We start from the raw sequence: 24,176 nt of genomic DNA on the forward strand, positions 1-24,176 counted from the left end.
TTATAGGCTCGGCAGGATAAATAACAAGAATAATCCTAACTTGGGGTGTGGCCACAAAATAATACAAATGTGATTTTGAACGCTATATTCATAGGTAAAAGAATAACTATATTAGAGTTATCAATGTGTTTATAAAAAGCTGACCGCCGATATGTGTTATTTTCTATGTGAGGCTCGCTGATATGGAAAGAGATACATCCATAAAAGAGCTAGCAGCGTTTGGTTTGGCAATAGGGGTATCCGCTGTAGGTAAAGCCTTCACCAGGGAGCATGGATTACCCGACAAAATGACCGCTATACAGGGCCGCTTGGGCGAAACTAACCGCCCCACTTTGCAACCATCATATTTAAGGAAATAAATATGTCACAGTCCCCAGCCAATCATTCAGATGTCAAACATTCCAAACAACGCCGCTCGTTATTAAAAACCGCGGTAGGGATGTCTATTCTTGGTATCGCCAGCGGATTAAGTTTAGCCACGCCGGGGATATCTTATGCAGCAGCACTAACACGTGAAGAGCGAGATAAATTAACGCCGGAGCAAATTATTGCTGGAATGAAAGAGGGTAATATCCGCTTTAGAACAGGCAAGATGCAACAGCATGATTATTTGGCTCAGAAACGTGCTAGTGCTGAGGGGCAATACCCTGCTGCGGTTATCTTAAGTTGCATTGATTCACGGGCACCGGCAGAAATTCTTTTTGATACCGGGATTGGCGAGACATTTAATGCCCGTATTGCCGGTAATATTGCAAATAATGATCTACTGGGCAGTATGGAGTTTGCCTGTGCAGCAGCCGGGGCAAAAGTGGTTCTGGTATTAGGACATACGGCCTGTGGCGCAGTACGTGGGGCTATCGATGGCGTAGAACTCGGTAATCTGACCGGACTGCTAAATCAAATTAAACCAGCCATTGAGGCCACGCAATTTAGTGGAGAAAGAACCGGTAAAAATGATCAATTTGTTGATGCTGTTGCTAAAAGCAATGTGCTGCATACGATCAATGAAATACGGAACCGGAGCAGCATTCTCAATGGATTAGAGAAGGATGGAAAAATTAAAATAGTTGGCGCTATGTATAATCTTAATGGCGGAGCAGTTGAGTTCTTTAGCTAATAGATGGCAAGCTCCGGGCTTTGTTGCTCGGAGCCTGTAATTAGGCATGATTCTGTTTTTTCTATTTTTTATCAGAGTAGTAATAATCTGATAGTACCCTGATTTGTCACTATAGCTAATCCGTGCCTCGTAAATACATTTTTTCTCCGGTGTGAAGCTAATATTCACATGCCGACTATGCTCTTGTACCCAGCCTCCAACAAACTTCCCATCGCATTTTTTGATATCCCATTGTTCCAAGATCCAAGACTCTATAGGTGATAATCGCTACATTCTCATTTGTAACAACATCCTAGAGGGTGACTTAACACTAATATATTTAATGTATGTTTATATGGCATTTAATTTTCGAATGATATGTTAATAAATAGTTGGCGTTGGTGATTTTTTTGTAAAATAGCAAAGGGAAATTGATGTGAAAATGAAACAATGGCTTGCTTTTATTGCCTTATTTGCAATTAGTTTTATCGCATCGGCCTCTGCCCTTGACTCGATAATGATTAATGCACAACAAGGTGCTCTGGGAACTATGACAATAGGTGAGAGGTTTATCTATACCAAACGATTTAATATTGAACTCAATAACGCAGGTAAAAAGACAATAGACCTGAACAATATTTGCTTTAACGTTTATGCGCCGGATGGGGAAAAGTTCAATTTTGATACTGTGGATGCATCACTGGTTGAGGGTTCACTGAAACCAAAGATGTCAGTAAAGGGATTTGTCGTGTTTTCCTCGCAGAATGATTCAGTTTATAAGGCAAAATTTGTGAAAATATCAACCAACTGCTAATGATATTGAATCACTGCGACTATATTAAAATAGCCTACCAATCTTTGTGGGTTTTATTTGTTAAGTCCCTGTCTGAACAGTGATTTCATCATCTCTGCACTCAGTTAATTAAGGGGTAGGTTCACGTTTTATACGTTTTGCTAGAGAATGAATTCAGGTTTGTGAATATTAAAATGTGTGCTGGCTCACATTTATCCTACTGAAAAAATAAAGTGCCACAACTTGCATATTATTCTTGCCAGCTCAAAGTAGCCGTTTGTATTGTTAGGTTGTGCCTCACCAGGGAACAACACAGTTATGAAGTAAATAACTTAATATAGATAATATTAGCAGTTATGTCATAACAATAATAATTATAGAAGTACACCAATCAGGGTGAAAATTAATTTTCACGATTATGAAATGAAGAACAGGTCCAGTTAACGAGATTTTTAGATATGGAGAGCATGTTATGAATGAAGATGAATTGACTAGGAGTAAGGTAATGCCTTTGTAATCAAAGATATATTGAGGTGTGGCTTCTCCTTCTTATGCCCAACCAGTAGTCACGCCTCAATATAATTATATTTTCATGCCCGTTGATACATATTCAGAGATATAGCTCCCCAGCACCGTCTATCTGGTAAATGTTATATTTTTTCTCGTCATTAAATGAATCTAAATATACTTATTAATCAATAAGCTCTATGGTTATAGACCAAGGGGCTTGATCCTGTACATTATATTTTGAAACGCAAAGTCTACTACCATGGGCTATACCCAAATTACCGTTTGAGTCTTGCCCAATGCTAAGGGATATATCATCAAAAGTTAAACCGATCATCGACTTGACTCCATTTCCCCGCCAATTCATAGTAATTATTAATAATTCATTTTTTAATATAAGTATTGGTGGATCGCTATCTGGTTGACTAAGTCGATGGCCATTAATATACAAAATTTGATCGATAAATCTCGGCGAGTTATCAATAACTATATGATTTTGAGTAGAGTTTTTTACTGTTACAATGATTGTTTTCATGTTGTTTACCTATAAATCATTGTTAACTATATAAAATTGCAACAAGCCCCTCCTATTCAACTAAAACTGGATAAGAAAAGAATTTCTTACAATCTCCTTTTTAAGTATATAACCATAACCAATATTAAATATAATGAAAAAGAGTTATCGATTGGTGACATCCAGTAAAACTGACAGATTTATATAGGGTAATAATTCATTATAGAGAAATAAAATAATTGGCTCAATCAGGCGGTCATAAAAAAATCCCCACAGGGTTAGTGGGGAGCACTGTGCTTCAAATCGAAGCAAGATGGGTAGAACTGCAATGACAAAATAATTCTCTTAACGGTAGTGCATTATTGTCAACAGGTTTACCTGTGACTATTTATAAAAATTTAGTAGCCAAAATCACTGATAATGAGTCGATCAATAGGTCGACGTTTCTTGCTAGTAATAGCAGATTTCACTTGTGGATGTAGACGTGGTTTTTTTGTACTTAAGTTAGGTTATCAAATGATAACTTTTCTTCATTATTAATGAGGGTTTTACTCTGCTATGTTTGTACTTGTTCTTTGTCAACCATTTGTAATTTATAATAATAACACTATGATACTTGTTTTTTAATATTGCCAACACCAGGCTATTTAAGTAAGTTAAATAAATATAATTTATGATTCTATAAGATTTTAAAAGTTAAAGTGCCGTATTTTTGTTACATCAAATTTAATGCTTAATTCATGTAAGAATATTTTTCATTCATTTTTTTAATTTTTACTAATTAAGGAGTATCTCTCTATCCTGAGAGATAGATAATATTATGGATGTAGAAGGAAAGTGTCGTTTATCGGCTGAACATGGTGGATGTGTAGGATTCCTCGAGGGGACTTTTGTCCGTTTTTACCAACAAGGGCTATTTACATGGAACAGTTTTACAGATACCCCATTAAAAGTTTGTGGTCGACAGGTAAAAAAATTAAATGGCACCTGGCTATTAAGTGGTGGATTGCCTTTAGCATCGTTTTTGGCACAAAAAATTGATGCCAAAATATATAAATGGGGAGCTGTGCTGGATATGGCATGGGAGAATGAGAAGTATGAGTTTTGGTATCAGAAAGAAGTTAATCGGCTTAGTGTTCCAAGCTATCAGCCAACTATAACAACACAAATTTTGATGGAAGGTAATGATGAATCTCTGACGTTTCCATTAAATACTCTTTTTCATTGGGGGTTATTTACATCCACAAAAAAAGAACAGAAGATGCTTATTAGAAAAATCAGAAAAGAGATGTTAAATATCAGGTTGAAAGAGAGTAATGATATTTTCTAAATTGCGCGGGATGTTGATTCTTGCACTTTTTCCTGCATGGAGTTAGCTTTTTAGAGCCATGTCGATATTGTTTTTAGATTATTTATATGTGGTTTATCAATGAGAGATATTTCTTCTTTACATCATTTAACAAATGGCCAGAGATTCTCATTATATAAATATATGATAGCCGTTAGTAGGGCTGCTGTACTTCCACCAGAAAAAACTAATATTAGTGTTAGGCTAGCACTGTGCCAGCTATGATGAAATCGAGCTGCTATCCCCCATAATAGGATGATGAAAATGATGAGCTGTAGCCATAGATCTTGTGGCAGTAAGTAGATACTGAACTGGAGAAGAAATAACGTAATAAGATAAGCTGCCAGGCTATTTGCAGGAGAAATTCCTAATGAACGGCTCAGAAGAGTACCGATACCTGCGCCTAATCCAATTATGGTTAGCATTGATTTTCATCCTTATTTTTCACCGATATCTGCTGTTGTTATGATGTTATCGTTCAGGGTATTAGCATGGCGTTATTCTCTTCATAAATAAGCTATTTCCCAGTGTGAAAAATTTGACGTTATGAATGGTTGATTTTGACTGTCAAGCAGAATATGACCGGTCACTCGAATTTATTTTTAACAATAAGCTAGCTGGGGCTGTATAAGTATTTATCCTTTTAATCCTATTATCGAAAACGCTGATTTTTACCAGAACTTCGTGGCGAATATTTGACATAGTCGAGCTACCGTTCAAATGCTGGATAGATAGGCTCTTTCTATCAAGTAGTGATCAACTGCAACTTGCGTGCAGAGCCTTATGTCAACTGGTTGGTTTTCTTTGAAGACCAGCAATGCTTACAGGTTCTGGAGTATTTGATGATGAGAAAATTGACAGGTACACGTAAATTGTTCTTTTTTGTCTCAGCTGTTATTGCCGGTTTTTATTCATTGCAGATCGCAGAAGCTTGCACGCGTATTTTATGGAATGATAATAAATTGGGGGTGTTTGTTGCGCGATCAATGGATTGGCCGCAAAGTACAGAACCTATGTTATTTGTATTTCCCAAAGGTATAACACGTAATGGTGCTGATTTTGGTTCAGATACAGTTGTAAAGGACAACCCTGCGGTATGGACATCACAATATGGCAGTATGGTGACAGCAATTTATGGTAGGGGCACTGCCGATGGATTTAATGAAAAAGGTCTGGCAATCCATATGTTATACCTTAATGCGACGGATTATGGCCCAAGAGATAGTAGTAAACCTGGCTTACAGGTTGGAATATGGGGGCAGTATGCATTAGATAATGCTGCGACAGTGGCTGAAGCATTAGATAAACTGTCACAAATACAGCCCGTGATGGTGACAGTAAATGGATTTAAGGGGACAGTTCATTTGGTTTTGGAAGATGCGTCGGGGGATTCAGCTCTGATCGAATATATTGATGGTAAAGCTGTCATTCATCAGGACAAAAAAAATCGTGTTGTAACCAATGATCCTCCTTATACAGAACAACTGGCCATGTTGGGTAAATTGGATTTTAGTCACCCGCAAAGTACGACACCTTTACCGGGCAATATGACTTCAGCAGATAGACTTGAACGTGCCACCTATTTTCTTCAGTTACTGCCAGAACCTAATAATGAACGAGAGGCTGTCGCGAGCATAATGGCCGTTGCGCGAAATGTTTCCGTGCCCTTCGGTGCACCCTACAAAAATTTTGGTATTTATGACACAGAATATCGGACGGTCATTAATTTTAACGATCAACGGTATTATTTTGAGCTGACAACTAGCCCTAGTGTTATTTGGGTAGACTTGAAAAAGTTTAATTTATCAGCAGGAAGCAGTATTTTCGCTTTTGATCCGCGCAAAACTTCCTTGTCAGGGGATATCTCTGATGCATTTGAAAAAATAGATAAGGCGCCATTTTAAATTAATTTTTTCATTACTTAATTAACGTTCTGGAGTATTTCCCGTTATAGCTTGCTTCTCAATAATCGGTTATATCACTTATTCGGAAGGTGTTATATGCCTATGATATTTTTGCGCATGTTAATGTTACTATGCTTATCTGGCTTAAATACAACTGTATTTGCAGCCACGTCTCCATTAGCGAATGATGATTGGACAATAACCGTTACACCCTATCTTTGGGCGCAGTCATCGAATGGTAATGTGTCGGCATTAGGGCACAGAGCGCCGTTGAATGTTCCTTTTGATAAGGCATTGCGTGATACTAATGCTGGCTTTATGGGGAACGTGAGCGTGACTCACGGACGACTGGGCGGGTTTATTGATGCACAATATCTTAGATTATCTGGCAGCCATAATATTGATGCCTATGGGGATCAGATAAGTGGGCGTGGTAGTTCAACAATGGTGAGTCTTGGGGCTTTTTATCGGGCCTATCAATTTCCATTGGGGGGAAATACTATCTTTAATGATCCCCGACTCTTTATTGTGGAACCTTTGGTGGGTGTTCGCTGGACTCGCTTATCTGCCCATATCGGTGCGCTGGGGCACGAGGTTAGTGACCATGCTCTTTGGCAAATTCCCTTCGTGGGGAGCCGGTTAATATATGATCTGTCGGATCGTTGGCGTTGGGGGATTGAGGGGGATATTGGTGGTTTGCACGACCAACTCGCTCTTCAAGGGCAAACCTGGCTCGGTTATCGTACCGTTATTTTGGGGGTCAATACAGAATTACGTGCCGGTTATCGAGCGTTGTACCAGAATTATAAAAAGGGTGACTTCGACTGGGATGTTACCCAGTATGGGCCTGTTGTGGGAGTGGCAATGCATTTTTAACGGGAGAGACCGGCGTATATATTCGCCGGTTTGATGCCGACTCATGAGTTGTTTCTCTCTTGGTGTGAGAAGCGTAAAGGTTATGTCGTGTTCGTTTATTACCTTGCTGCGAAGCGCCTCTTTTTAATTCCCCGTTATAATTTTATATTTGTTATTCATCAATAATAACTTTACCGCAGCAATGTGGGCTACTGAGGGAAAGCCTATGAAAGGGTATAGATATGTGCGTGGTTTTATACTCCTTATTGGGGTGTTCTTGAGTTCGCCATTGTTGGGGAAAGGGGAAGTACATTTACTATTCCATATGGGGGCGGGCGGGGGCGGTCAATTTATTGTGGGCGGAACACTGGTTAATACCGGCGATACTGCAGTCGCCGGAGGTTATCTGGTTATCATTCCTGTCGGGGCTAACTGTCAATTGGCCACGCCGAAACTACAAACCTTTGGCCCTTTGGCCCCAGGGGAAAAAGTGGGATTTCGAGCCGCAGTGGATATACCTCTGACAGATTATCATTTAGCCAGTTTCGCGGCCTATGACGATATGGGGTTCCCGTTACCGGTCGTCGACGAAACCCGTGAAATAATAAAAGTCCGAGAGCCTGAGCAACGTAAGGCTTGCTCTGCTGCACGTCAGGCAAGTGATACGAAAAACAGTGGATGAGTGGCTGCTGAAATTCAGCAGTGCGTTACATTTAAATAGGCACTTAGCTCAGGAGTTAATGCTAAGTACCCAGTTATCAGTGTGTTTCGTCGAGAGTATTATATTGATAGACAAATGTATTATTTTCCAGCGAGATGTGTAACTGGTGATAGCGCAACGCATTTGCTTTGGCCGTCAGCAAAGTGTGGCTGATCTGCGGCATAAGAGTATTCGTCAGAATAGTGTCGACCATTCTCGCCCCGGATTCTACTTCGGTGCATCGGGCCACAATCTGGCCGATTACCTCGTTGCTGAATGTACTGGTAATCCCATGATTTTCCAGTAATCGGTGTTGAATATTGCCCAATTGTAAGCGCACAATATTTTCCAGTATTGCGTCGGTAAGCGGATAATAGGGTGTTATCAGTAGGCGGCCAAGTAGTGCCGCTGGGAACACTGAAAGCAGCTCTTGGCGCAACATTTGCTGCAGTGCCTTCGGCTCAGGGATCTGATCAGGCCTGCTACACAGCCTGGTTATTAGTTCACTCCCTACATTGGACGTCAAGATGATGATAGTATTGCGGAAATCGATATAGCGCCCTTCGCCGTCCTCCATCCAACCCTTATCAAATACCTGGAAAAAGATCTCGTGTACATCCGGGTGTGCTTTCTCAATCTCATCCAGTAGCACCACGCTGTAGGGGCGGCGGCGTACGGCTTCAGTGAGCACTCCACCCTCACCATATCCAACATAACCTGGAGGTGCTCCTTTCAGAGTGGAAATAGTGTGTGGTTCCTGAAATTCACTCATGTTAATGGTAATAATGTTCTGTTTGCCCCCGTATAGGGTTTCCGCTAAAGCAAAAGCTGTTTCAGTTTTACCTACACCAGAAGGGCCAGCTAGCAGAAATACGCCAACGGGTTTATTGGGATCATCTAGTCTGGCGCGAGAAGTGTGAACCCGGCGGGCAATCAAATCCAATGCATGGTGCTGACCGAAGACTCGTTGATTCAATGTGTCAGAAAGTTGTAACACCGCTTCAATTTCATTTTTGACCATGCGGCCCAGTGGAATACCTGTCCAGTCGGCAACAACAGCTGCAACGACATTGGCATCAACGGCAGTGAAGATCAGCGGCGATTCACCCTGTAGCTCATCCAGTTGTTTATGACATTCACTAAGTTGTGAGCGCAATTCATCAATGGAGGGAGAGGGCGGTTCTGCTATTTTCGTGTTGGCTTTATCTGTTTCCTGTTGGTGCAATCTACCCCGTAACGCAATGATCTGTTTGGTTAGCTGCAGTTCCTGTTGCCAACGTAAAGTTAATTTTTCCAACTGCTGTTGCAGCACAACCAGTTGTGCTTCAATTTCTGCTGGGCGCTGCGGGTTGCCAATACTCACCTTAATTTCACGGCGCGCGATATCAAGTTCAATCTGCAATGCTTCAATATTACGCCGGCAATGCTCGACGGAAGCGGGTTCTGCGTGTTGGCTGATGGCTACGCGAGCACATGCCGTGTCTAGCAAGGCTATTGCTTTGTCTGGTAATTGGCGAGCCGGGATGTAGCGATGAGAAAGGTGTACTGCAGCATCCACCGCTTCATCAAGTAGTAGTACATGGTGGTGCTGTTCCAAAGGTGATACAAAACTGCGAAGCATTAGCAGCGCCTTATCTTCGTTTGGCTCATAAACTTGTACTACCTGGAAACGACGGGTTAGCGCGGGATCTTTTTCGATATACTTTTTGTATTCAGCCCAGGTCGTTGCACCGATAGTGCGCAGTTGACCACGAGCCAGTGCAGGTTTCAGTAAATTAGCTGCATCGCCAGTACCTTGGTGACCACCAGCTCCCATTAGTGTGTGAATTTCATCAATAAAGAGAATGGTGGGTGTTTGGCTGGATTGCACTTCATCAATCACTGACTGTAACCGTTTTTCAAATTCACCTTTTACTCCAGCACCTGCTTGCAGCATATTGATATCAAGCAGATAGAGTTGTACATCACGCAGTTGTGGTGGAACATCCCCTGCGATAATACGCAGGGCCAGACCTTCCACTACTGCGGTCTTCCCCACACCTGCCTCGCCAGTCAGTAATGGGTTATTTTGTCGACGCCTCATGAGAATATCGATAACTTGACGTATCTCTTCATCGCGTCCGACGACCGGATCAATCTCCCCTTTGCGCGCACGCGCTGTGAGATCCAATCCATATTGTGCCAACACACTGCCGCTTGTCGTGGGCTCAGTAGTTTCTGCTATCAATGGTGCAGAAACATTTTCCGACGAGCGGGCCGTAATGGCTGTGAATTGATCAATCAATTGGTCAACATTGATCTGGCTGAATAGCGCAGATATTTCGGTTAGTTGATAGCGCAAGCTATGTGTTTTCAGAAGAGCAATCAGTAAATAACCACCACGGATCTTCTGTGAACCGAATTGCAGTGAGCTGTGTACCCATGCCCGTTCTACCGCATTATCAATGTGCTCAGAAAGATCGGATATGGCGCTAGCCCCACGGGGTAGACTATCAAGTGCGGCGATGATGTCTTGCGCCAATCGATCTCCATCAAGGCCGAAATGGCGAATAAGTTGCTGTAAGTCCCCTTCCGCTGACTGCATTAATTGATGCAACCAGTGTACCAATTCAACATATGGATTGCCGCGCAGCTTACAAAAAGCAGTGGCATTCTCTATGCCGGTAAATAAATGACTATTCAATTTTCTAAATAATGTCGAACGGTTAATTTCAGACATGCCTTTCCTTAATTTTCAAAATGATAGATTGGACCACTTATTGGGTTACCCCAATATGCATTGGCTAATGTGATGTTTTTGGATATGGAATACGTTTTAGATATGGAATGCGTTTTAGGGGATCACTCTTAATCCTGACGCACATCAGGCTCAGGGCTGAACGTTAGATCGCTGACATCATGCTGTGGTTTGGTGTTGCTCAGCCAACTGCTTAATCCCAGGCGCTGTGTGCCGCCAATTTGAGTGTTTTGTAATGCCTCTTTTGCCAGAATTAAGCGCAGTTCCCAAACCAACTCAATACCAAGATATTGCCGCACCCAGTCGCGTAGTTGCTCACAATATGCAGAGCCTGGTAGGAATTGGTCGTAATCTTGTTGCGACATCGGACCCAATTCGATACGAAATTTGTGCTGTATATCGCGTACCGCGACTCCGAGGAGTGTTGATACCCCTAAACGTGTGGCGTTGCGCCCTGCTCGTAGTCTGGCTCGTTCACAGGGTTCCACTCTTAACCAGTGAGGAACATTTTCCACAATATGTACTGGCACTTTAAAATAGTGGCGCAATATTTTGCCCAGACCTTCCGGATCGTGACTGTGGCGAATTAAGTGGCCAGCCATGAAGTGCTTAGCGTGAACGTTGATGCTATCGCGCGCTTGCAGTACGGGCTGCCCGATACCAATCAGATTAGAGAAGTAGTTGTCGAAGCGTTTATGGTCTGCGCGATCCAGTGAGACGGTAGGCTGAGTATCTGCCCAGGCACGATAAAATAGTGCGATCAGCCGATGGTGAAATAGGTCGGCAAATGCAAGTAATGTGTCATCCTGATGGTGTTGTATTCTCTCGTGCACAAACTCGGTCAGGTGGAGAGGGAGTGGGCCATCGGGGCCAAATAGACCAAAGTTGAAAATAGAGACCTCATGCAGTTGTGTACCACTACGTGAGCTAACTTTTGTCAATATTGAGGGGGAGAAGGAGAGTTGGGGCTTCTGGCCCAAACGTAGTATTTCGTAGCGTGGTAGTGGTGCTTGCCCCAGCAAGAAGGGTTGACCCGATCGGGCATCAATGTGCCGTAATAGGTGAAATAGCCCATGGCGGCCAGGGCTTGTGATCAGATCCTGCCAAAAATCGAGTGACAAGCGGCATTTATTGTTGATATGAAAGGTTTTTTCCACCACAAATTCGCTCATATCAGCATCCTTTTACCTAGACGTGCTTGCCAATGGGCAATTTCGCCACACTGCGGACTGGAAAGTGTCATTTCGGTAAAGGTATTTATTGCCACCAGACGTGAAAATAGGTGCTCCAATACACTGCCAAGTAAGTAGGGGCTGCTGCCGGAGAATGCTTGATCGTCCACCGTGAGTTCAATGGCAATACCACGGGCGAATACAATTGGCCCTGGCTCGGGAATGCGGCGATAGACCGGGCGCAAGCGACAGTGACGTATTCCTTGAATTTGCTTGGCGACAGCCGGTTCGCTGAGATTACCGTATAGCCCAAGTAACTGACGTAGACTCTCTGCGCCCTGCTCGGGGTCACTATCCATGATGCTGAGGTAGTTGAGTTGTAGCTGGCTGATTAACCGCCATGTAACAACGCCCTCCGCTAACGCAGGCCGTGGCGGTGTTGGCCCTTTTCGCAATGAAACCTGCTTGATAGGGATCGAGTCCGGCATTTCAAAACTACCTTGTTGCTGCAGTAACATCAGCGGCAGATCACGATTGGTGCACAGCACGTCGGCTGTCAGGTATTTAAGATCACTATTCCAAGGCGACTGGTGCTCATCGACCAGTGAGACAAATAGTTCAGAACCCGAGTAGTTATTACGGCTACCATGTTGACGCGCATGTTTGGACAGCGTGCGTTGTTCGCGGCGTTGTGAAAAGTAGGCACCGTAATTGCCACTGTCGGTACTTGCGGTACGGTAGAATGGGTTGAACTCTTGCGTGTAGTCCTGTTTGCTAGCCCTCAGTCGTTGAATAGAAAATATTTCATAATCAACCGGATGGATATTATCCACCACCAGATGGTATTCGTGGTTTTTATCATTAATTGTGATGCGTTCGGTCACTTTAGGGAATAGGTTGATAACCGGTGTGCAGTGCAGTGCCAAATGGTTGATGTCAACCACACGCTCCAGAAACTCACTCTGGCTATCCAATAACACCACTATCTCGAATTGGCGCAATGCGCTCTTATTGTTTAACTGCCTCGGTAGCCCGTTAACACTAAAAAACTGGAAACGTGCCGGAAAGGCAAAATATTCTTGCAGTAGGCGATAGCCCTCAAAATTGCGTTGATCACTTGGTAATAGCGCCTGCTCTGGTTCAAATCCCTCCTGGCGTAATGCCTCTTTTGCCAATAACCACCGCTGTGGCTGCTCTTCTACCGTTTGATACACAACCCCAATGTTGTGCTGCATGAGCAACTCCAACAGCTGTACTGCTTGTTGGTCGGGGCCTGCGAGAAAGAACACCAACTGGTCGAGTTTCATGTCGTTCAGCGTGACTGTCTCATCGCACTCAAGCCGGATACGCAGTGCGCTGACACAGTGCTTGAGATGTGGGTCAAGTGTTGAAAGGGGGATATCGGTTGGAATACCGGTCAGTTCAATCTGTTTCAGCCGTATGGGCTGTAAAGTGACATTATGCGCGGTGGTATAGCTACAGGTTATGCCGCTCTTTTTTAGTGAGCTGCTGTCTATCCGCGTTCCTCGTGGCACCACAAAACCGCCACTGATGTCACCTTTGCTGATATCCGGCTGCAACTCTGCAATGGCTATTGATGGTGTAGGTGAAAGATAATTGGGATAGAGGCTCTCCAATAAATGTTGGGAGAAATTCGGAAACTCATCATCCATCTTTAACTGTATGCGCGAGGTAAGAAAAGCAAAACCTTCCAGCAGGCGTTCGATATAGGGGTCTGCTACTTCAATTCCGTGCATACCAAGGCGGCCAGCAACTTTTGGGTAGCGTTCGCTGAACTCAGTACCCATCTCACGGAGGTAAGCCAGCTCACGGTTATAATAATTCAACAGTTTTGTATCCATCTGCTTACCCTATATCTTTTAGATCGAAGTGGCCGCTTTCCAGATCCATATCAGTACGAAACAGGAATTCGAGTGGGTGGGGTTTGCACCATAGACGGCCTTTAATTTCAATTGATAGTACATTGTAGAGTTCTAGTGAGCCGTTATTCGTCACACAGCTTACCTGCAATCCATCGCGTAGAATGCGTGGCTCAAAGTTAAGGATCGACTGGGTTAGCGCATACTGAATATCTTTCCATTCGATGCCTGAGATACATTTGCCTGCCAGGGAGGCGATACCATAGTTAATAGTGGAGCGTTGCACCCAAGGAAGATCCCCTAAGGTATTATTCGACTCGCTATTGATGCAGTTGAATAGTCGTTGCAGATCGTGCAATACATGAAGTCGTAGTTCATGGTGTGATATTAAATTACTTAAGGGCGCTTCTTGTTTTTTTTGTGGTTCGTTATCGGTGAGCATGGTGAGTAGCATCGGCAGTATATTATTACGCGATGTCTGTCGTTGACTCTCTTTACGTTGAGGATAATTTGAGTTGTACAGTAGGTCGTTTTCTTGATAGGGAGTAAGTTGTTTAGCATCCATAGTTAATTATCCTGATTCAGCTAATCTTTATGATTCTTATATTTTTGTTAGATGGCGGTATCTATTCAGGTATCTGGCTACTCTTTAGATTTGGTCTGTCATGTTTTGCGTTGGTTGACTTGCTTGAATTAGCTCAGATAGATGCCCACTCTTCGTGTCGACAATAAGTTGATGATAAGATTTTACAAAGTGATCCCATAAAATTGCTTTACGATAATAGGGTAGAGGCCACCGTGATATGCTGCGTGTACTACGGACTTCTTCTATCAATGTTATTGGATTTAAGGATTGTAGAGCATGGGCAATAATTATGGGGGTTCTGTTCTGGTATATATCTTTATTGTTTAGTGCCACAGAAGGTTTTTTTTCTGGTTGTATGGTATCCATAATTTTCGGTATCATGTGCTCTTCAAAACTATTATTTTTTGGCGTATGCGGTGGGGCGATTGAGTGCTGTAGTTGTTGATTATCCTCAGCCAATAACACGCTTGGTGTCGTATCTGCCAGCAAGTTTTCATATTCAAAAACAGTACTGTTATCGAACAGTGCCATGGGGTCACTTGTTCTCTGTTGCACATGAATGTGACCCGCCAGGTTCTCCCCTGGTTTATCCGTGGGTAGTTCGGGTGAGGGTTGCATAATTTTATTATTTTCGCTGACATCCACCAACGGTGAGGAGGCAGAAAATGGCATAGGAAACTCTTCTAATAGAGTATCCCAAATTTTATCTTCAATGAGGTTTTTATTGTATTTTTCGTCTTTGATATCGGTGAGTTCTGTCGCCTGAACTTCTCTTTCGCAAGACTGTGGTATTGCATTTGATTGTTGTAACTGACTGATTTGTAATTGGTAGTTATTGATGCAGAGGCGATCTCCGTGTAGCAATTCCATTTGTTTACTCTCTGCCAGAGGTGCATTATTTAATAATATGTTGGAAATGTTGTCATAGTTTATGATATAGCATTTATCATCAGCAGATACTGTTACAATAAGCATGCGGTAAGGTGTTTTTTCATTTTTATTAAAAATATAGTTATTTCCACTGTTGTTAAGAGTGCTTCTTGAAAATAAATTATGACAGCAATTGACATGGCAGATCTTATTATTTTGTTTTTTTTCATTATGTGGTTGCATAAGTTATTCCTGCTAATTTTAGAGTAAATAAAATGTGACTAATGATTCAATTATTATATTTTATTTTTTAATGTAAAATAGAACCCCAGGTATTACCCTGGGGAGTTTTTTATTAAACTTCAACGCCTTGTTTGATATTCCATCCAAAGTTTTTACCTAAACCTTGACCCCCATCCTTTGTTTGCTCAGTATACTTTTGATCTACTATTGCAGCTTGGAAAGTATAAATCATACCAACTTGTCCGTTATGACCAGGCCCAGTATATTGCATGGCCGTAATCAAGGCTTCTTTTAAGGTGATAGTTAAATACTCAAATTTTGATCCAGCATTCCCGGCTTTACAAACAGATAACACAACTTCATCTATGTGTTTGCCTGTACTGCAGAATCTCAGCATTGTTGGAGTTGCTATATCGATGAAAGCATTAATGTGCAAGTCGTGATAAATCACTTTACCAGCTCCTCCCCCACCACCGCTGCCCATATTTCCCGGCTGTGTAGCTCCCCAGGAAAAAGAGTTAATAGCTATTGTTTCCTTATATGATTTGTCTTTGGATTCACCTTTAACATGACTAATTTTTAGAAACATATCGGTATTAAGTTCACTCATAGTGTTATCCTTTATCATGGTTGGATAGATCGATTTGGCAATTAATTTCAGTAGTGTTAATAGGGTAATAAATAGGATGGTCTATTCCCATTAACTCTCTGATATTACACGCCGATTTTGCCATAATCATGGCATATGAAACTGCATATTAATGTATCTATGCAGTCTTATTTTAATTAGAGTTATTAACATATATAAATATACGAGATATGAACATCTAATTAATAATAATCAATTAGAGATAGTACTTAAGCATTATTTTGTTTTAACGAAGGTAATTTTGATGTCAGGCGCAAGGATACCGTCAAACCTTCTAGCTGATAATGTGGACGCAGGAAAAATTTGGCACTGTAGTATCCGGGGTTATCTTCGTTTTCCTCGACGACGACTTCAGCTGCCGCCAGTGGTTTACGGCATTTGACTACCTGTGAGGAGTTAACTGGGTCACCATCAACATAATTCATGATCCAGTTATTGAGCCAACGTTCCATGTCTTCACGCTCTTGGAAAGAGCCAATTTTATCGCGCACAATGCACTTGAGGTAGTGCGCAAAGCGACAGCAGGCAAATAGATAGGGAAGGCGGGCTGAGAGGTGCGCATTGGCTGTGGCATCTGGGTCATGATACTCCGCTGACTTTTGTAATGATTGGGCGCCAATAAATGCAGCCACGTCGGAGTTTTTGCGGTACACCAACGGCATAAAACCATTTTTCGCGAGTTCACTCTCTCGGCGATCACTGATGGCAACTTCTGTTGGGCACTGTACATTCATACTGCCATCATCACTTGAGAAAGTGTGGCATGGTAACTCCCCTATGGCACCGCCGGATTCCACACCACGTATTGCGCTACACCAACCAAACTCTTTGAATGATCGGTTGATATTGACAGCCATCGCGTAGGCAGCATTTGCCCAAACATAATTGCCCTGTGCCGCATCGTGACAATTCTCCTCAAAGTTGAAATCATCCACCGGGTTAGTGAGGATACCGTATGGCAGCCGTGCCAGAAAACGTGGCATTACCATACCTAAATAGCGTGAGTCTTCAGACTCGCGCAAACTGCGCCAGGCGGCATATTCAGTATTCTGGAAGATTTTGCTCAGATCGCGCGGGTTGGCTAGCTCCTGCCAAGACTCCATCTGTATCACATTCGGCGACGTGCCAGTGATAAACGGGCAATGGGATGCGGCACCAATCTTCGCCATTTCGCCCAGCAGCTCCACATCGGGTGGGCTGTGGTCGAAATAGTAATCTCCCACCAGGCAACCAAAGGGTTCCCCACCAAACTGACCATACTCTTCCTCGTAGACTTTCTTGAATATCGGGCTCTGATCCCAGCCAGCACCCTTATGCCGTTTTAATGTACGACCTAACTCTTGCTTGGAAATACTCATAAAGCGTATTTTCAGCATATTGTCAGTTTCGGAGTTGCGCACCAGGAAGTCTAGCCCAGTCCATGCCCCCTCTATTTTTTGAAAGTCTTCGTGATGAATTATCTGATTGATTTGTTGTGATAGTTTTTCATCAATCTCAGCAATTAATGCCTGAATGGTGTGATAAGCATCTGATGAAATTGAGACCGTTGTTTTCAGCGCCTGTTGAGCCAATATTTTCACCGCATTTTCTACTGACTCTTTAGCCTGATCAGTTTTTGGTCGGAATTGTTTACTCAACAGCGCGTTGAAATCATCACTGGATAGAATATCCGTCGCTTGCTGAAATGGCTGTTGCAACTGTAAATCATTCATTAATTACTCCTCAGATTTATTGTCGTCACTATTGTTGTCTTCGGTTTCAGGTTTGGGAGCACTAACAAGGGACTTCAGCATCTCGGGATTTTGCAGTATTTGTGAGATCAGTTCCTCTGCTCCATTCTTGCCATCCATATAGGAGAGCAGATTGGATAATTCAGTCCGCGCATCAAGTAGGTGATTCAGTGCTGGAATTTTGCGGGCGATAGCAGCGGGAGAAAACGCGTCCATACTTTCGAAACTCAGATCGATATTCAGCTTACCTTCACCGCTTAAGGTATTGTCTACCTGGTAGGCGACTCTCGGTTTGAGTGATTTCATGCGCTCGTCAAAGTTGTCGATATCGATTTCGAGGAACTGGCGTTCACCAACACTTGACTGAGGTTCGGTAGATTTTCCGGCCAAATCGGCCATGACTCCCATGACGAATGGTAATTCAACTTTGCGCTCTGCACCGTATAGCTCAATATCGTATTCAATTTGTACACGTGGTGCACGATTACGGGCGATGAATTTTTGTCCGGACATAATTCACTCCATCTAACATCAGATAATGATTAAAAGTTTATCCCGCCGTCTGTTGGTCGGGGTTACGAGAATTGAGCATTTAGCTCGGGCACTGATAAGCCAAAAAAGGATCATCATAAAAATGATGATTAGTGATGATCCTCGCCATAAGTTTGGCCCAGAATGGTCTCCAACTGGCTAAGGCCATTGGGGATCAGGTTTTGAATGATTTGTATGAAATCCAGGGCTATCAGTTTTTGCGCCCGATCGATCATCAATGGCGCCGGATGACTGGGTTCATAAAGGTAAAAATAGTTTTTTACCTTCTCGAGTAGCAGTTGCGCATCATCGCGTGATTGAACTTGCAAACCGTGCCAGTCGAATGCTGCTGGCGTGGCTTGTGGGGTTAATATGGATAGCTGCTGTGTTGCCATTGGCGGCTGTTGGCTGGTTGGAGGCGGATGGCAGGCTTGAGCAATAGTATTGAATTTTTTCAATAAATTATTAAATTCTGGTTGCGCCGCTTCCCCTAAATGTTGCGTTACCTGCTTGTGGATAGCGATAAGATATCGAGGGATGTCGGTAATCAGTTGAGTTACAGATTGCTGTTGGCGCATTAATTCGCTCTGTAGACGTGTGCGCCCCCCTGGGAAATTCGGATTATCTTGATTATTGCCATTAAGTAAGTCACTCGCGGCTAGCAATGAAATTTCACTGCCCGTCTCTTTTAATAGAGTGCTGTTATACACACAGGTTGCCAGGATGGATTTATCACCCAATTCTGCCAGCACATTGGTGCGTAATAGTGGGTCGATTTCCCCCCCAAACTCCAGTGATGGAAATAGAGAACTCCAATAGTTTTCCAGTGTTTGATAGATTAGCTCCAGCCCATCGGCATAACCCTGTAGGCCCCGTAATTGAGTCCAGGCTCGGGTGAGATATAACATGATGCGCAAGTCTTTAGTGCGTGTCAGTAAGTTGCAGGCCAAACCTTCAACCAACATCCAATCTGGTGTTTGTGCGGGGATAATCGTATCGCCAAATTGTTGTTCGGCCTTGCCTATAAAAGCCTGCTCCAAGGCCAAAAAATCAGCATCATACTCTAAGTTTTCCCCACAAGGATTTGCTGTATTTATGGGGGATAGCAACTTATTGATTAATTCAGACGTCATGCTTTAAATCGCCTTTATCAGGTGGTTAGTCGGTTAGGTTTCATATGTTGTCGCAAGAGGCAAGTTGCTTTAAGGGCAGGAGAAAGCCGGTAATTGAAAGGGGCTATAGATACTGTTTGCGATGAATTCCAGTGTGACTCGATGACCGTCTATATTGAAGGTGGATTGTTTGCCATTGAAGGCCAATTGATTATTGCTGCCCTCAGAGGGTTGCGCCATATCAACCATACGGTTCAGCGCCCACGGACCGCTGGTGGTTAAATTAGCACTAGAGCCATTAGCCAGCGTTAATTGTAGAGATACCATGTCAGTATTACGTGTACCCGGCCAGGTCACTACCAGTGGCACCAGTGGGCCATGGCTATACTTGAACAGCTGCCCGTCAATATCCAATGTTAGCTTGAGAATGTCGCTATCCATCCGCACCGGGCGTACTGTTACGCGATAAGATGGTGCAGGAGTGCTGCCGGCAAAAAAAGTATTACGGATCTGTTGTGCCTGTTGGAATGATTGCAGGATATTGCCGCTGCTAGGGAGTATTTTGCCATCCACTCCTGGGGTAAAAGCCCAGTTATTTTGTCTGGTATCCACCTTCCCTTGTAAATTGTCGCGAAAGAATTTGTCCATCAGGCCAATATTGGGGGCGAATATATGGGCCAGATCGTCAGGCGTGATTTCCTGTTTGGCGTGAGGGGATAAAGGATAGCGTTTGGCTATTTCCTGTTGGCAGAAACTGCTCACTTCGAAGTTAATACGCTGCTTGAGATTTTCCATCTCTTTATGTTGAGTGTCGCTACTCGCGCCCACTGCTAGCGATAACAACATTGATTTGAGTGGCTCGGGTAAACGCCCTGAATCTGCCTGTAGACGTGAGATAATATCGCTTGGTGGAACTGCGATACCACTGTTGGTCGCCCCTTGCACCGCAGTCAGATAGTTATACAGTTCATCCACTTGTTTGAGTATATTATCGAACGGAATGGCTTTATTACCCTGCTCCTGACTGCGAGACAACTCTAACCATGGGGCGTAATGTGCCCTAATGGCCTGCACAGGCTGAGTCGCGATATCATCACCAATATTGGCTGTTGTGGAATTAAACAATACATCCAATGTTGGGTTGTTACTCTGGTTCAATTTGCTTTTGGTTTTATCGAGTAGTCCGTTGCGGGCGTCAGTGCGCAACAGGGTGTTTTTACTGACGTTCATCAGTAAATTAAGCAAAGGAGAGTGAGGGCTGGATAATAAGCGTGCGCTACTAATTCGTTGTTCCAGGTTGCTAATATTTGTCAATTGAATGTCGTTTAATAACTCATCCCAGTTTTTGATAAATTCCTGCATATACAGCTGTTGTATAGTGGTAATCAAAATAGCCCTTTTTTGCTCTATTGGGCCGCTGTCCAATACCCAAGTATCCTCTTCCCGCAGTGTATCGACGGCGCGGTCAATATCTTTGTTGAATGCAGACCAACCTTGTGGGGTAAATAGCTCCGACACACTATCCGTCAGAGGTTTACCGCTCTTGCGGGAGAAGACTAACTCGGCTTGCGGCCCCGCCAGAGTCAATAAGTTCACCAATTTTATCTCAGCCTGGCTGAGCCATTGGCGTTTAAGCTGGCGTTTTAGTCTGCTATAGACCCGTTGAGATAATGGAACCTGGTTGATAATCGCCTGGCTTCGCTCCACTAACAGTTGATTTTTGGTGTAGGGTGAAATCTGAGTCTGATTGTCAAGCAACTGGCTCAGGTGCCATTCAAGCCGCTGTAACAGTATTTGTGGAACCCCTTGCGGCAAGTTGCGCTGTAGGTTGAGTATCACCCAAGAGCGCAAATACTTACCGTCATACCGCTCCGATAGAAATAGCATTTGGTACGCTTTCAGTGCTTCATAGCTGAACTCCACATCATTTTGTGGGTCGTTACGCAGGGTATTGGTAATTTGTTGAACTAACAGGGGTAATAGCAGTTCTTTTAGCGCTTTTTGGTACAACTTATTACTGGCTGTACTCACTTCATCACCAGAATAGAGGCCCATATGATAAGTGAACGGCGGGTTCCTTAGCGGGAAATCCTGACTTTCTGGCAGGGACAGCACACTGTCAAGAAATGGCAGTATGGAGAGCATATCTTCTGGCTTCGGTGGTGAGAGTTTTTGCCCCTGGCGCTCGAGTGATGCCACCTTGGTTCTGACCTCTGTCAGGTAGGTTTTGCTGTCGATGTAATTACTGCTCCATAAAACAGTTAATGTTGTCGCTATTGCTGCTAACAGAATATAGCCCGCCCAGTGAAGTGCGCGGTTACGGTATTCCCACCATTTGTTACTGCTGGCCAGTCCCGCCTCTCGAAATACAACGTCTTCCAGCATTTTTTTCAGAAAAAAACTCTGTTTAGGGACGGGCGGCTCTAACGCTTTTGGGGGGAGGCCCGCCGTAAGGGGCGAACTATCGCCGTGACTGCCCGCAGTAGAGAGCTGTAAATAGTGACTTAATTCGCCCATCACCTGGTCAATGGGTAAACCTTCTTGAGTCGCGCTGGTGAAGTAGATGCCGCGTGGGATAAAACGGGTTTCAAAGCTTGACGTAACGAATAAAGTGTCCAGATATTGACGAAGTAATGGGCGTAATGCAGAAAATTGTTGAGGAAAAAGATGACTTTCTGCACGTTGATTCATTGAGTGATTAGTCAGCAGAGTATCCGGTAATGCATCAATGAGTCGCTGTTCCAGCAGGGCATATTGGTGCTCAAACTCATGGCCGAGGTGGAAATCAGGCTGAGTAGAGGCCTCATAAGGGAATACCAAGCCCCAGATTTGTTCACGTTGTTTATTATCGAAATTACCGAAATAAGCGGAGAAACCCTGCAGTAAATCACTCTTGCTGATGATGACATAGATCGGAAAGCGGATACCCAATTGTTCGTCAAGTGATAGCAGTCTTTTGCGTAGCTCATTGGCCTGTTTAGCCAAGGATTCGGGGCTATCAGAGAGTAGATCCAAAATACTGATAGTGACGACTACGCCATTGATGGGCTGGCGAGGGCGATATTTTTTCAGTAAACCGACGAATCTTTTCCATTCGTCGGTATTCTCATCGTACTGACCATGGGGGATGCTGTAACGGCCCGCAGTATCCAGCAGTATGGCGTCATTCGTAAACCACCAGTCACAATCACGGGTAGTGCCGGTATTGTGCAGGGATAAAGGGTTGATATGGTCCGCCAAAGGAAAATTCAGCCCCGAGTTGACCAACGCAGTGGTTTTCCCAGCACCTGGTGCGCCGATGACCATATACCAGGGCAACTGGTACAAATAGTGTTGACTGAAACAGGATATCCAACGGAATTTACCGGTATGGTTTAAGAAATAGGCTTTTTTCAGCCGTTGTTTCACCTCGTTAAAACGCTGCGTCAAGTCACTCTCTTGCTGCGGTTCTTCCTGGTTTTTATTTTTCTCTGATGAAGCATCAGTGACATTCAAATTACGCGGGGAAGCGGCACGATTACGGCGTGAAATAGTGTACCAAAGCCCCCAGAGAAGATAGATGACACTGATGATAATGATGCGGTTCAATTCCAACTTCATGGGTTGGCTTTTACCGATGGCAACCTGTGGGCCGAATATCCAAATGGCTAATGCCAAAATAGAGATGCCGACAGTTCCCCATACCAAGCGATTGGTAAGGATAGAGAGTAATTTTTTTAACATTTTTGATTGTTCCTTTACTGCAATTTATTCAATTCCGTTTTCGTATTTTCCGGCGGAACTAATAATGTAATTTCAACCCGACGGTTTAATGCCCGATCCTTTTTGCTGTCATTGGGGGCTACCGGATTGGCTTCACCACGACCTTCAGTTTTTACCCGTTGTGCACTATCAAGGTATTTTTGCAATTGGCTTCCGACTGCATTTGCTCGGGCCAATGAAAGTGCTGAATTGGACGTGAAGGTTGATTTGCGAATAGGGACATTATCGCTATAACCCGTGACCATGATCTTACCGCTGACGCCGTTCAGTGCGTTGCCGATGTGATTAATGACCTGATTGTAGGCGGGGCGTATTGTGATCATACCGGAGTCGAACAGCCCGTCTCCTCTGAGAGCAATGACACTTTGTTTGTCATCGGTACGAACCACCACCATCCCACTGGCAATTTCTTCCTGCAGGAAGTTCGCCAGATTTAATACTGGGGACACTGCTGGTATAGGTAAGGGAGTGAGCCACTGTGGTAAGGCTACCTGGTAAATTGATGCCAGCACTGGGCGAGTGGCATCATCCAACTTCCAGCTCAACACAATGAACAGTAGTGAGGCCAGGAATGCGGTGAGACTGGTGCTCGCCCACAATGGCATCTTAGGCTTCCTGCGTTTTTGTTGAACCGAAAACGTCTGGGCATCTGGAGAGAGTAGCTCGCTATAACCGCCACGCACCAAACGAATGCGCTGTTGCAGGCGCTGTTTCAGCGTTTCTAACAGTGAATGGCCGTTGTCCATGACTTTGTAACGCCCTTTGAATCCGAGCAGTAGGCAGTAATTTAATAACTCCAGTAATTCGATATATTTGTGTGGGTTTTGCGATAACTTGGCGAGCAGATCAAAAAACTTATCGCCGCCAAAGGTTTCATTGTGGAAAGTGACCAGCAGCCCATTCCCTGACCAGATGTTGTCATCTCCCCAGGCGGGCATCAGCGCGGCAGCTTCATCCAGTGAAGTGCACAAACAATAACGTGCACCAATAGTGATTTCATACGGCAGATTGTCGAGTTGGCAGCGAAGTTCAAAACGCCTGATCTCTTCAATCAAATGTTGGCGTAATTGTGTCGGGTTATCATGGGTCGCTGACTGGCGAATTTTAGCAATAATATTCAGCAGCGGCCTGGCCGCAGAGACCAGCGAATTGCTCCCAGAGACTAATTGAGTTTTTTCCTGAGTCAT

General features: G+C 43.7%; 19 protein-coding genes. 6 read left to right on the top strand and 13 right to left on the bottom strand.

The window, feature by feature from the left end; genetic code table 11:
- Nucleotides 1–361 precede the first annotated feature (361 nt).
- On the top strand, nucleotides 362–1,117 hold the full coding sequence (locus tag FFE93_RS03575) for a carbonic anhydrase (RefSeq protein WP_005272130.1): 756 nt from the start codon (nucleotides 362–364) through the stop codon (nucleotides 1,115–1,117).
- A 421-nt stretch (nucleotides 1,118–1,538) separates the two neighbouring features.
- Complete coding sequence (locus FFE93_RS03580) at nucleotides 1,539–1,910, top strand: DUF4354 family protein (RefSeq protein ID WP_032896962.1); 372 nt, start codon at nucleotides 1,539–1,541, stop codon at nucleotides 1,908–1,910.
- Nucleotides 1,911–2,580: 670 nt separating this feature from the next.
- On the opposite strand, the gene FFE93_RS03585 is transcribed toward FFE93_RS03580, so the two are convergent.
- Nucleotides 2,581–2,931 carry a hypothetical protein gene (locus tag FFE93_RS03585; protein WP_032896916.1) on the bottom strand — a complete coding sequence of 117 codons (351 nt, stop codon included), beginning with the start codon at nucleotides 2,929–2,931 and terminating at the stop codon, nucleotides 2,581–2,583.
- A gap of 799 nt (nucleotides 2,932–3,730) precedes the next feature.
- On the opposite strand from FFE93_RS03585, the gene FFE93_RS03590 reads away from it, so the two are divergent.
- Complete coding sequence (locus FFE93_RS03590) at nucleotides 3,731–4,240, top strand: hypothetical protein (protein ID WP_005272133.1); 510 nt, start codon at nucleotides 3,731–3,733, stop codon at nucleotides 4,238–4,240.
- Nucleotides 4,241–4,362: 122 nt separating this feature from the next.
- On the opposite strand, the gene FFE93_RS03595 is transcribed toward FFE93_RS03590, so the two are convergent.
- Nucleotides 4,363–4,683, bottom strand: coding sequence for a hypothetical protein (locus FFE93_RS03595; protein ID WP_032896918.1), 321 nt, complete (start codon nucleotides 4,681–4,683; stop codon nucleotides 4,363–4,365).
- 417 nt (nucleotides 4,684–5,100) lie between these two features.
- Between FFE93_RS03595 and FFE93_RS03600 the strand changes: the two genes are divergently transcribed.
- From FFE93_RS03600 to FFE93_RS03610, 3 genes are all read left to right on the top strand, one after another.
- A complete protein-coding gene (locus tag FFE93_RS03600; protein ID WP_080375805.1) occupies nucleotides 5,101–6,162 on the top strand; it encodes a linear amide C-N hydrolase in 1,062 nt (353 codons plus the stop codon).
- A 96-nt stretch (nucleotides 6,163–6,258) separates the two neighbouring features.
- The gene (locus FFE93_RS03605) at nucleotides 6,259–7,038 is read left to right on the top strand and encodes a hypothetical protein (protein ID WP_138774776.1); all 780 of its coding nucleotides are present in this window, start codon (nucleotides 6,259–6,261) and stop codon (nucleotides 7,036–7,038) included.
- A gap of 205 nt (nucleotides 7,039–7,243) precedes the next feature.
- On the top strand, nucleotides 7,244–7,699 hold the full coding sequence (locus FFE93_RS03610; protein WP_049601897.1) for a hypothetical protein: 456 nt from the start codon (nucleotides 7,244–7,246) through the stop codon (nucleotides 7,697–7,699).
- Nucleotides 7,700–7,775: 76 nt separating this feature from the next.
- On the opposite strand, the gene tssH is transcribed toward FFE93_RS03610, so the two are convergent.
- The 11 genes from tssH to FFE93_RS03665 form a co-directional block, all read right to left on the bottom strand.
- Entirely contained in the window at nucleotides 7,776–10,436 is a 2,661-nt protein-coding gene (tssH, locus tag FFE93_RS03615; RefSeq protein ID WP_138774777.1) for a type VI secretion system ATPase TssH, read from the bottom strand.
- A 128-nt stretch (nucleotides 10,437–10,564) separates the two neighbouring features.
- Nucleotides 10,565–11,626: a type VI secretion system baseplate subunit TssG gene (gene tssG, locus FFE93_RS03620; RefSeq protein ID WP_138774778.1), complete on the bottom strand. Its 1,062-nt coding sequence runs from the start codon at nucleotides 11,624–11,626 to the stop codon at nucleotides 10,565–10,567.
- Entirely contained in the window at nucleotides 11,623–13,488 is a 1,866-nt protein-coding gene (gene tssF / locus FFE93_RS03625; RefSeq protein WP_138774779.1) for a type VI secretion system baseplate subunit TssF, read from the bottom strand. Before tssF ends, tssG begins: the two co-directional genes overlap by 4 nt.
- Nucleotides 13,489–13,492: 4 nt before the next feature.
- Nucleotides 13,493–14,071 (bottom strand): type VI secretion system baseplate subunit TssE, encoded by a 579-nt coding sequence (locus tag FFE93_RS03630; RefSeq protein WP_138774780.1) that lies wholly within the window; start codon nucleotides 14,069–14,071, stop codon nucleotides 13,493–13,495.
- An 84-nt stretch (nucleotides 14,072–14,155) separates the two neighbouring features.
- Nucleotides 14,156–15,205, bottom strand: coding sequence for a hypothetical protein (locus tag FFE93_RS03635; protein ID WP_138774781.1), 1,050 nt, complete (start codon nucleotides 15,203–15,205; stop codon nucleotides 14,156–14,158).
- Nucleotides 15,206–15,317: 112 nt separating this feature from the next.
- On the bottom strand, nucleotides 15,318–15,815 hold the full coding sequence (locus tag FFE93_RS03640) for an Hcp family type VI secretion system effector (RefSeq protein WP_138774782.1): 498 nt from the start codon (nucleotides 15,813–15,815) through the stop codon (nucleotides 15,318–15,320).
- 248 nt (nucleotides 15,816–16,063) lie between these two features.
- Nucleotides 16,064–17,566 carry a type VI secretion system contractile sheath large subunit gene (tssC, locus tag FFE93_RS03645; RefSeq protein ID WP_005272148.1) on the bottom strand — a complete coding sequence of 501 codons (1,503 nt, stop codon included), beginning with the start codon at nucleotides 17,564–17,566 and terminating at the stop codon, nucleotides 16,064–16,066.
- Between the two features lie 3 nt (nucleotides 17,567–17,569).
- Nucleotides 17,570–18,097 carry a type VI secretion system contractile sheath small subunit gene (gene tssB / locus FFE93_RS03650; RefSeq protein WP_005272151.1) on the bottom strand — a complete coding sequence of 176 codons (528 nt, stop codon included), beginning with the start codon at nucleotides 18,095–18,097 and terminating at the stop codon, nucleotides 17,570–17,572.
- Between the two features lie 128 nt (nucleotides 18,098–18,225).
- Nucleotides 18,226–19,248, bottom strand: coding sequence for a type VI secretion system protein TssA (gene tssA / locus FFE93_RS03655; RefSeq protein ID WP_054873073.1), 1,023 nt, complete (start codon nucleotides 19,246–19,248; stop codon nucleotides 18,226–18,228).
- 69 nt (nucleotides 19,249–19,317) lie between these two features.
- Nucleotides 19,318–22,950, bottom strand: coding sequence for a type VI secretion system membrane subunit TssM (tssM, locus tag FFE93_RS03660; protein ID WP_138774783.1), 3,633 nt, complete (start codon nucleotides 22,948–22,950; stop codon nucleotides 19,318–19,320).
- A gap of 14 nt (nucleotides 22,951–22,964) precedes the next feature.
- Nucleotides 22,965–24,176 carry a DotU family type VI secretion system protein gene (locus tag FFE93_RS03665; protein WP_138774784.1) on the bottom strand — a complete coding sequence of 404 codons (1,212 nt, stop codon included), beginning with the start codon at nucleotides 24,174–24,176 and terminating at the stop codon, nucleotides 22,965–22,967.

It is taken from the genome of Yersinia sp. KBS0713 (assembly GCF_005937895.2).
Lineage (GTDB): Bacteria > Pseudomonadota > Gammaproteobacteria > Enterobacterales > Enterobacteriaceae > Yersinia > Yersinia bercovieri.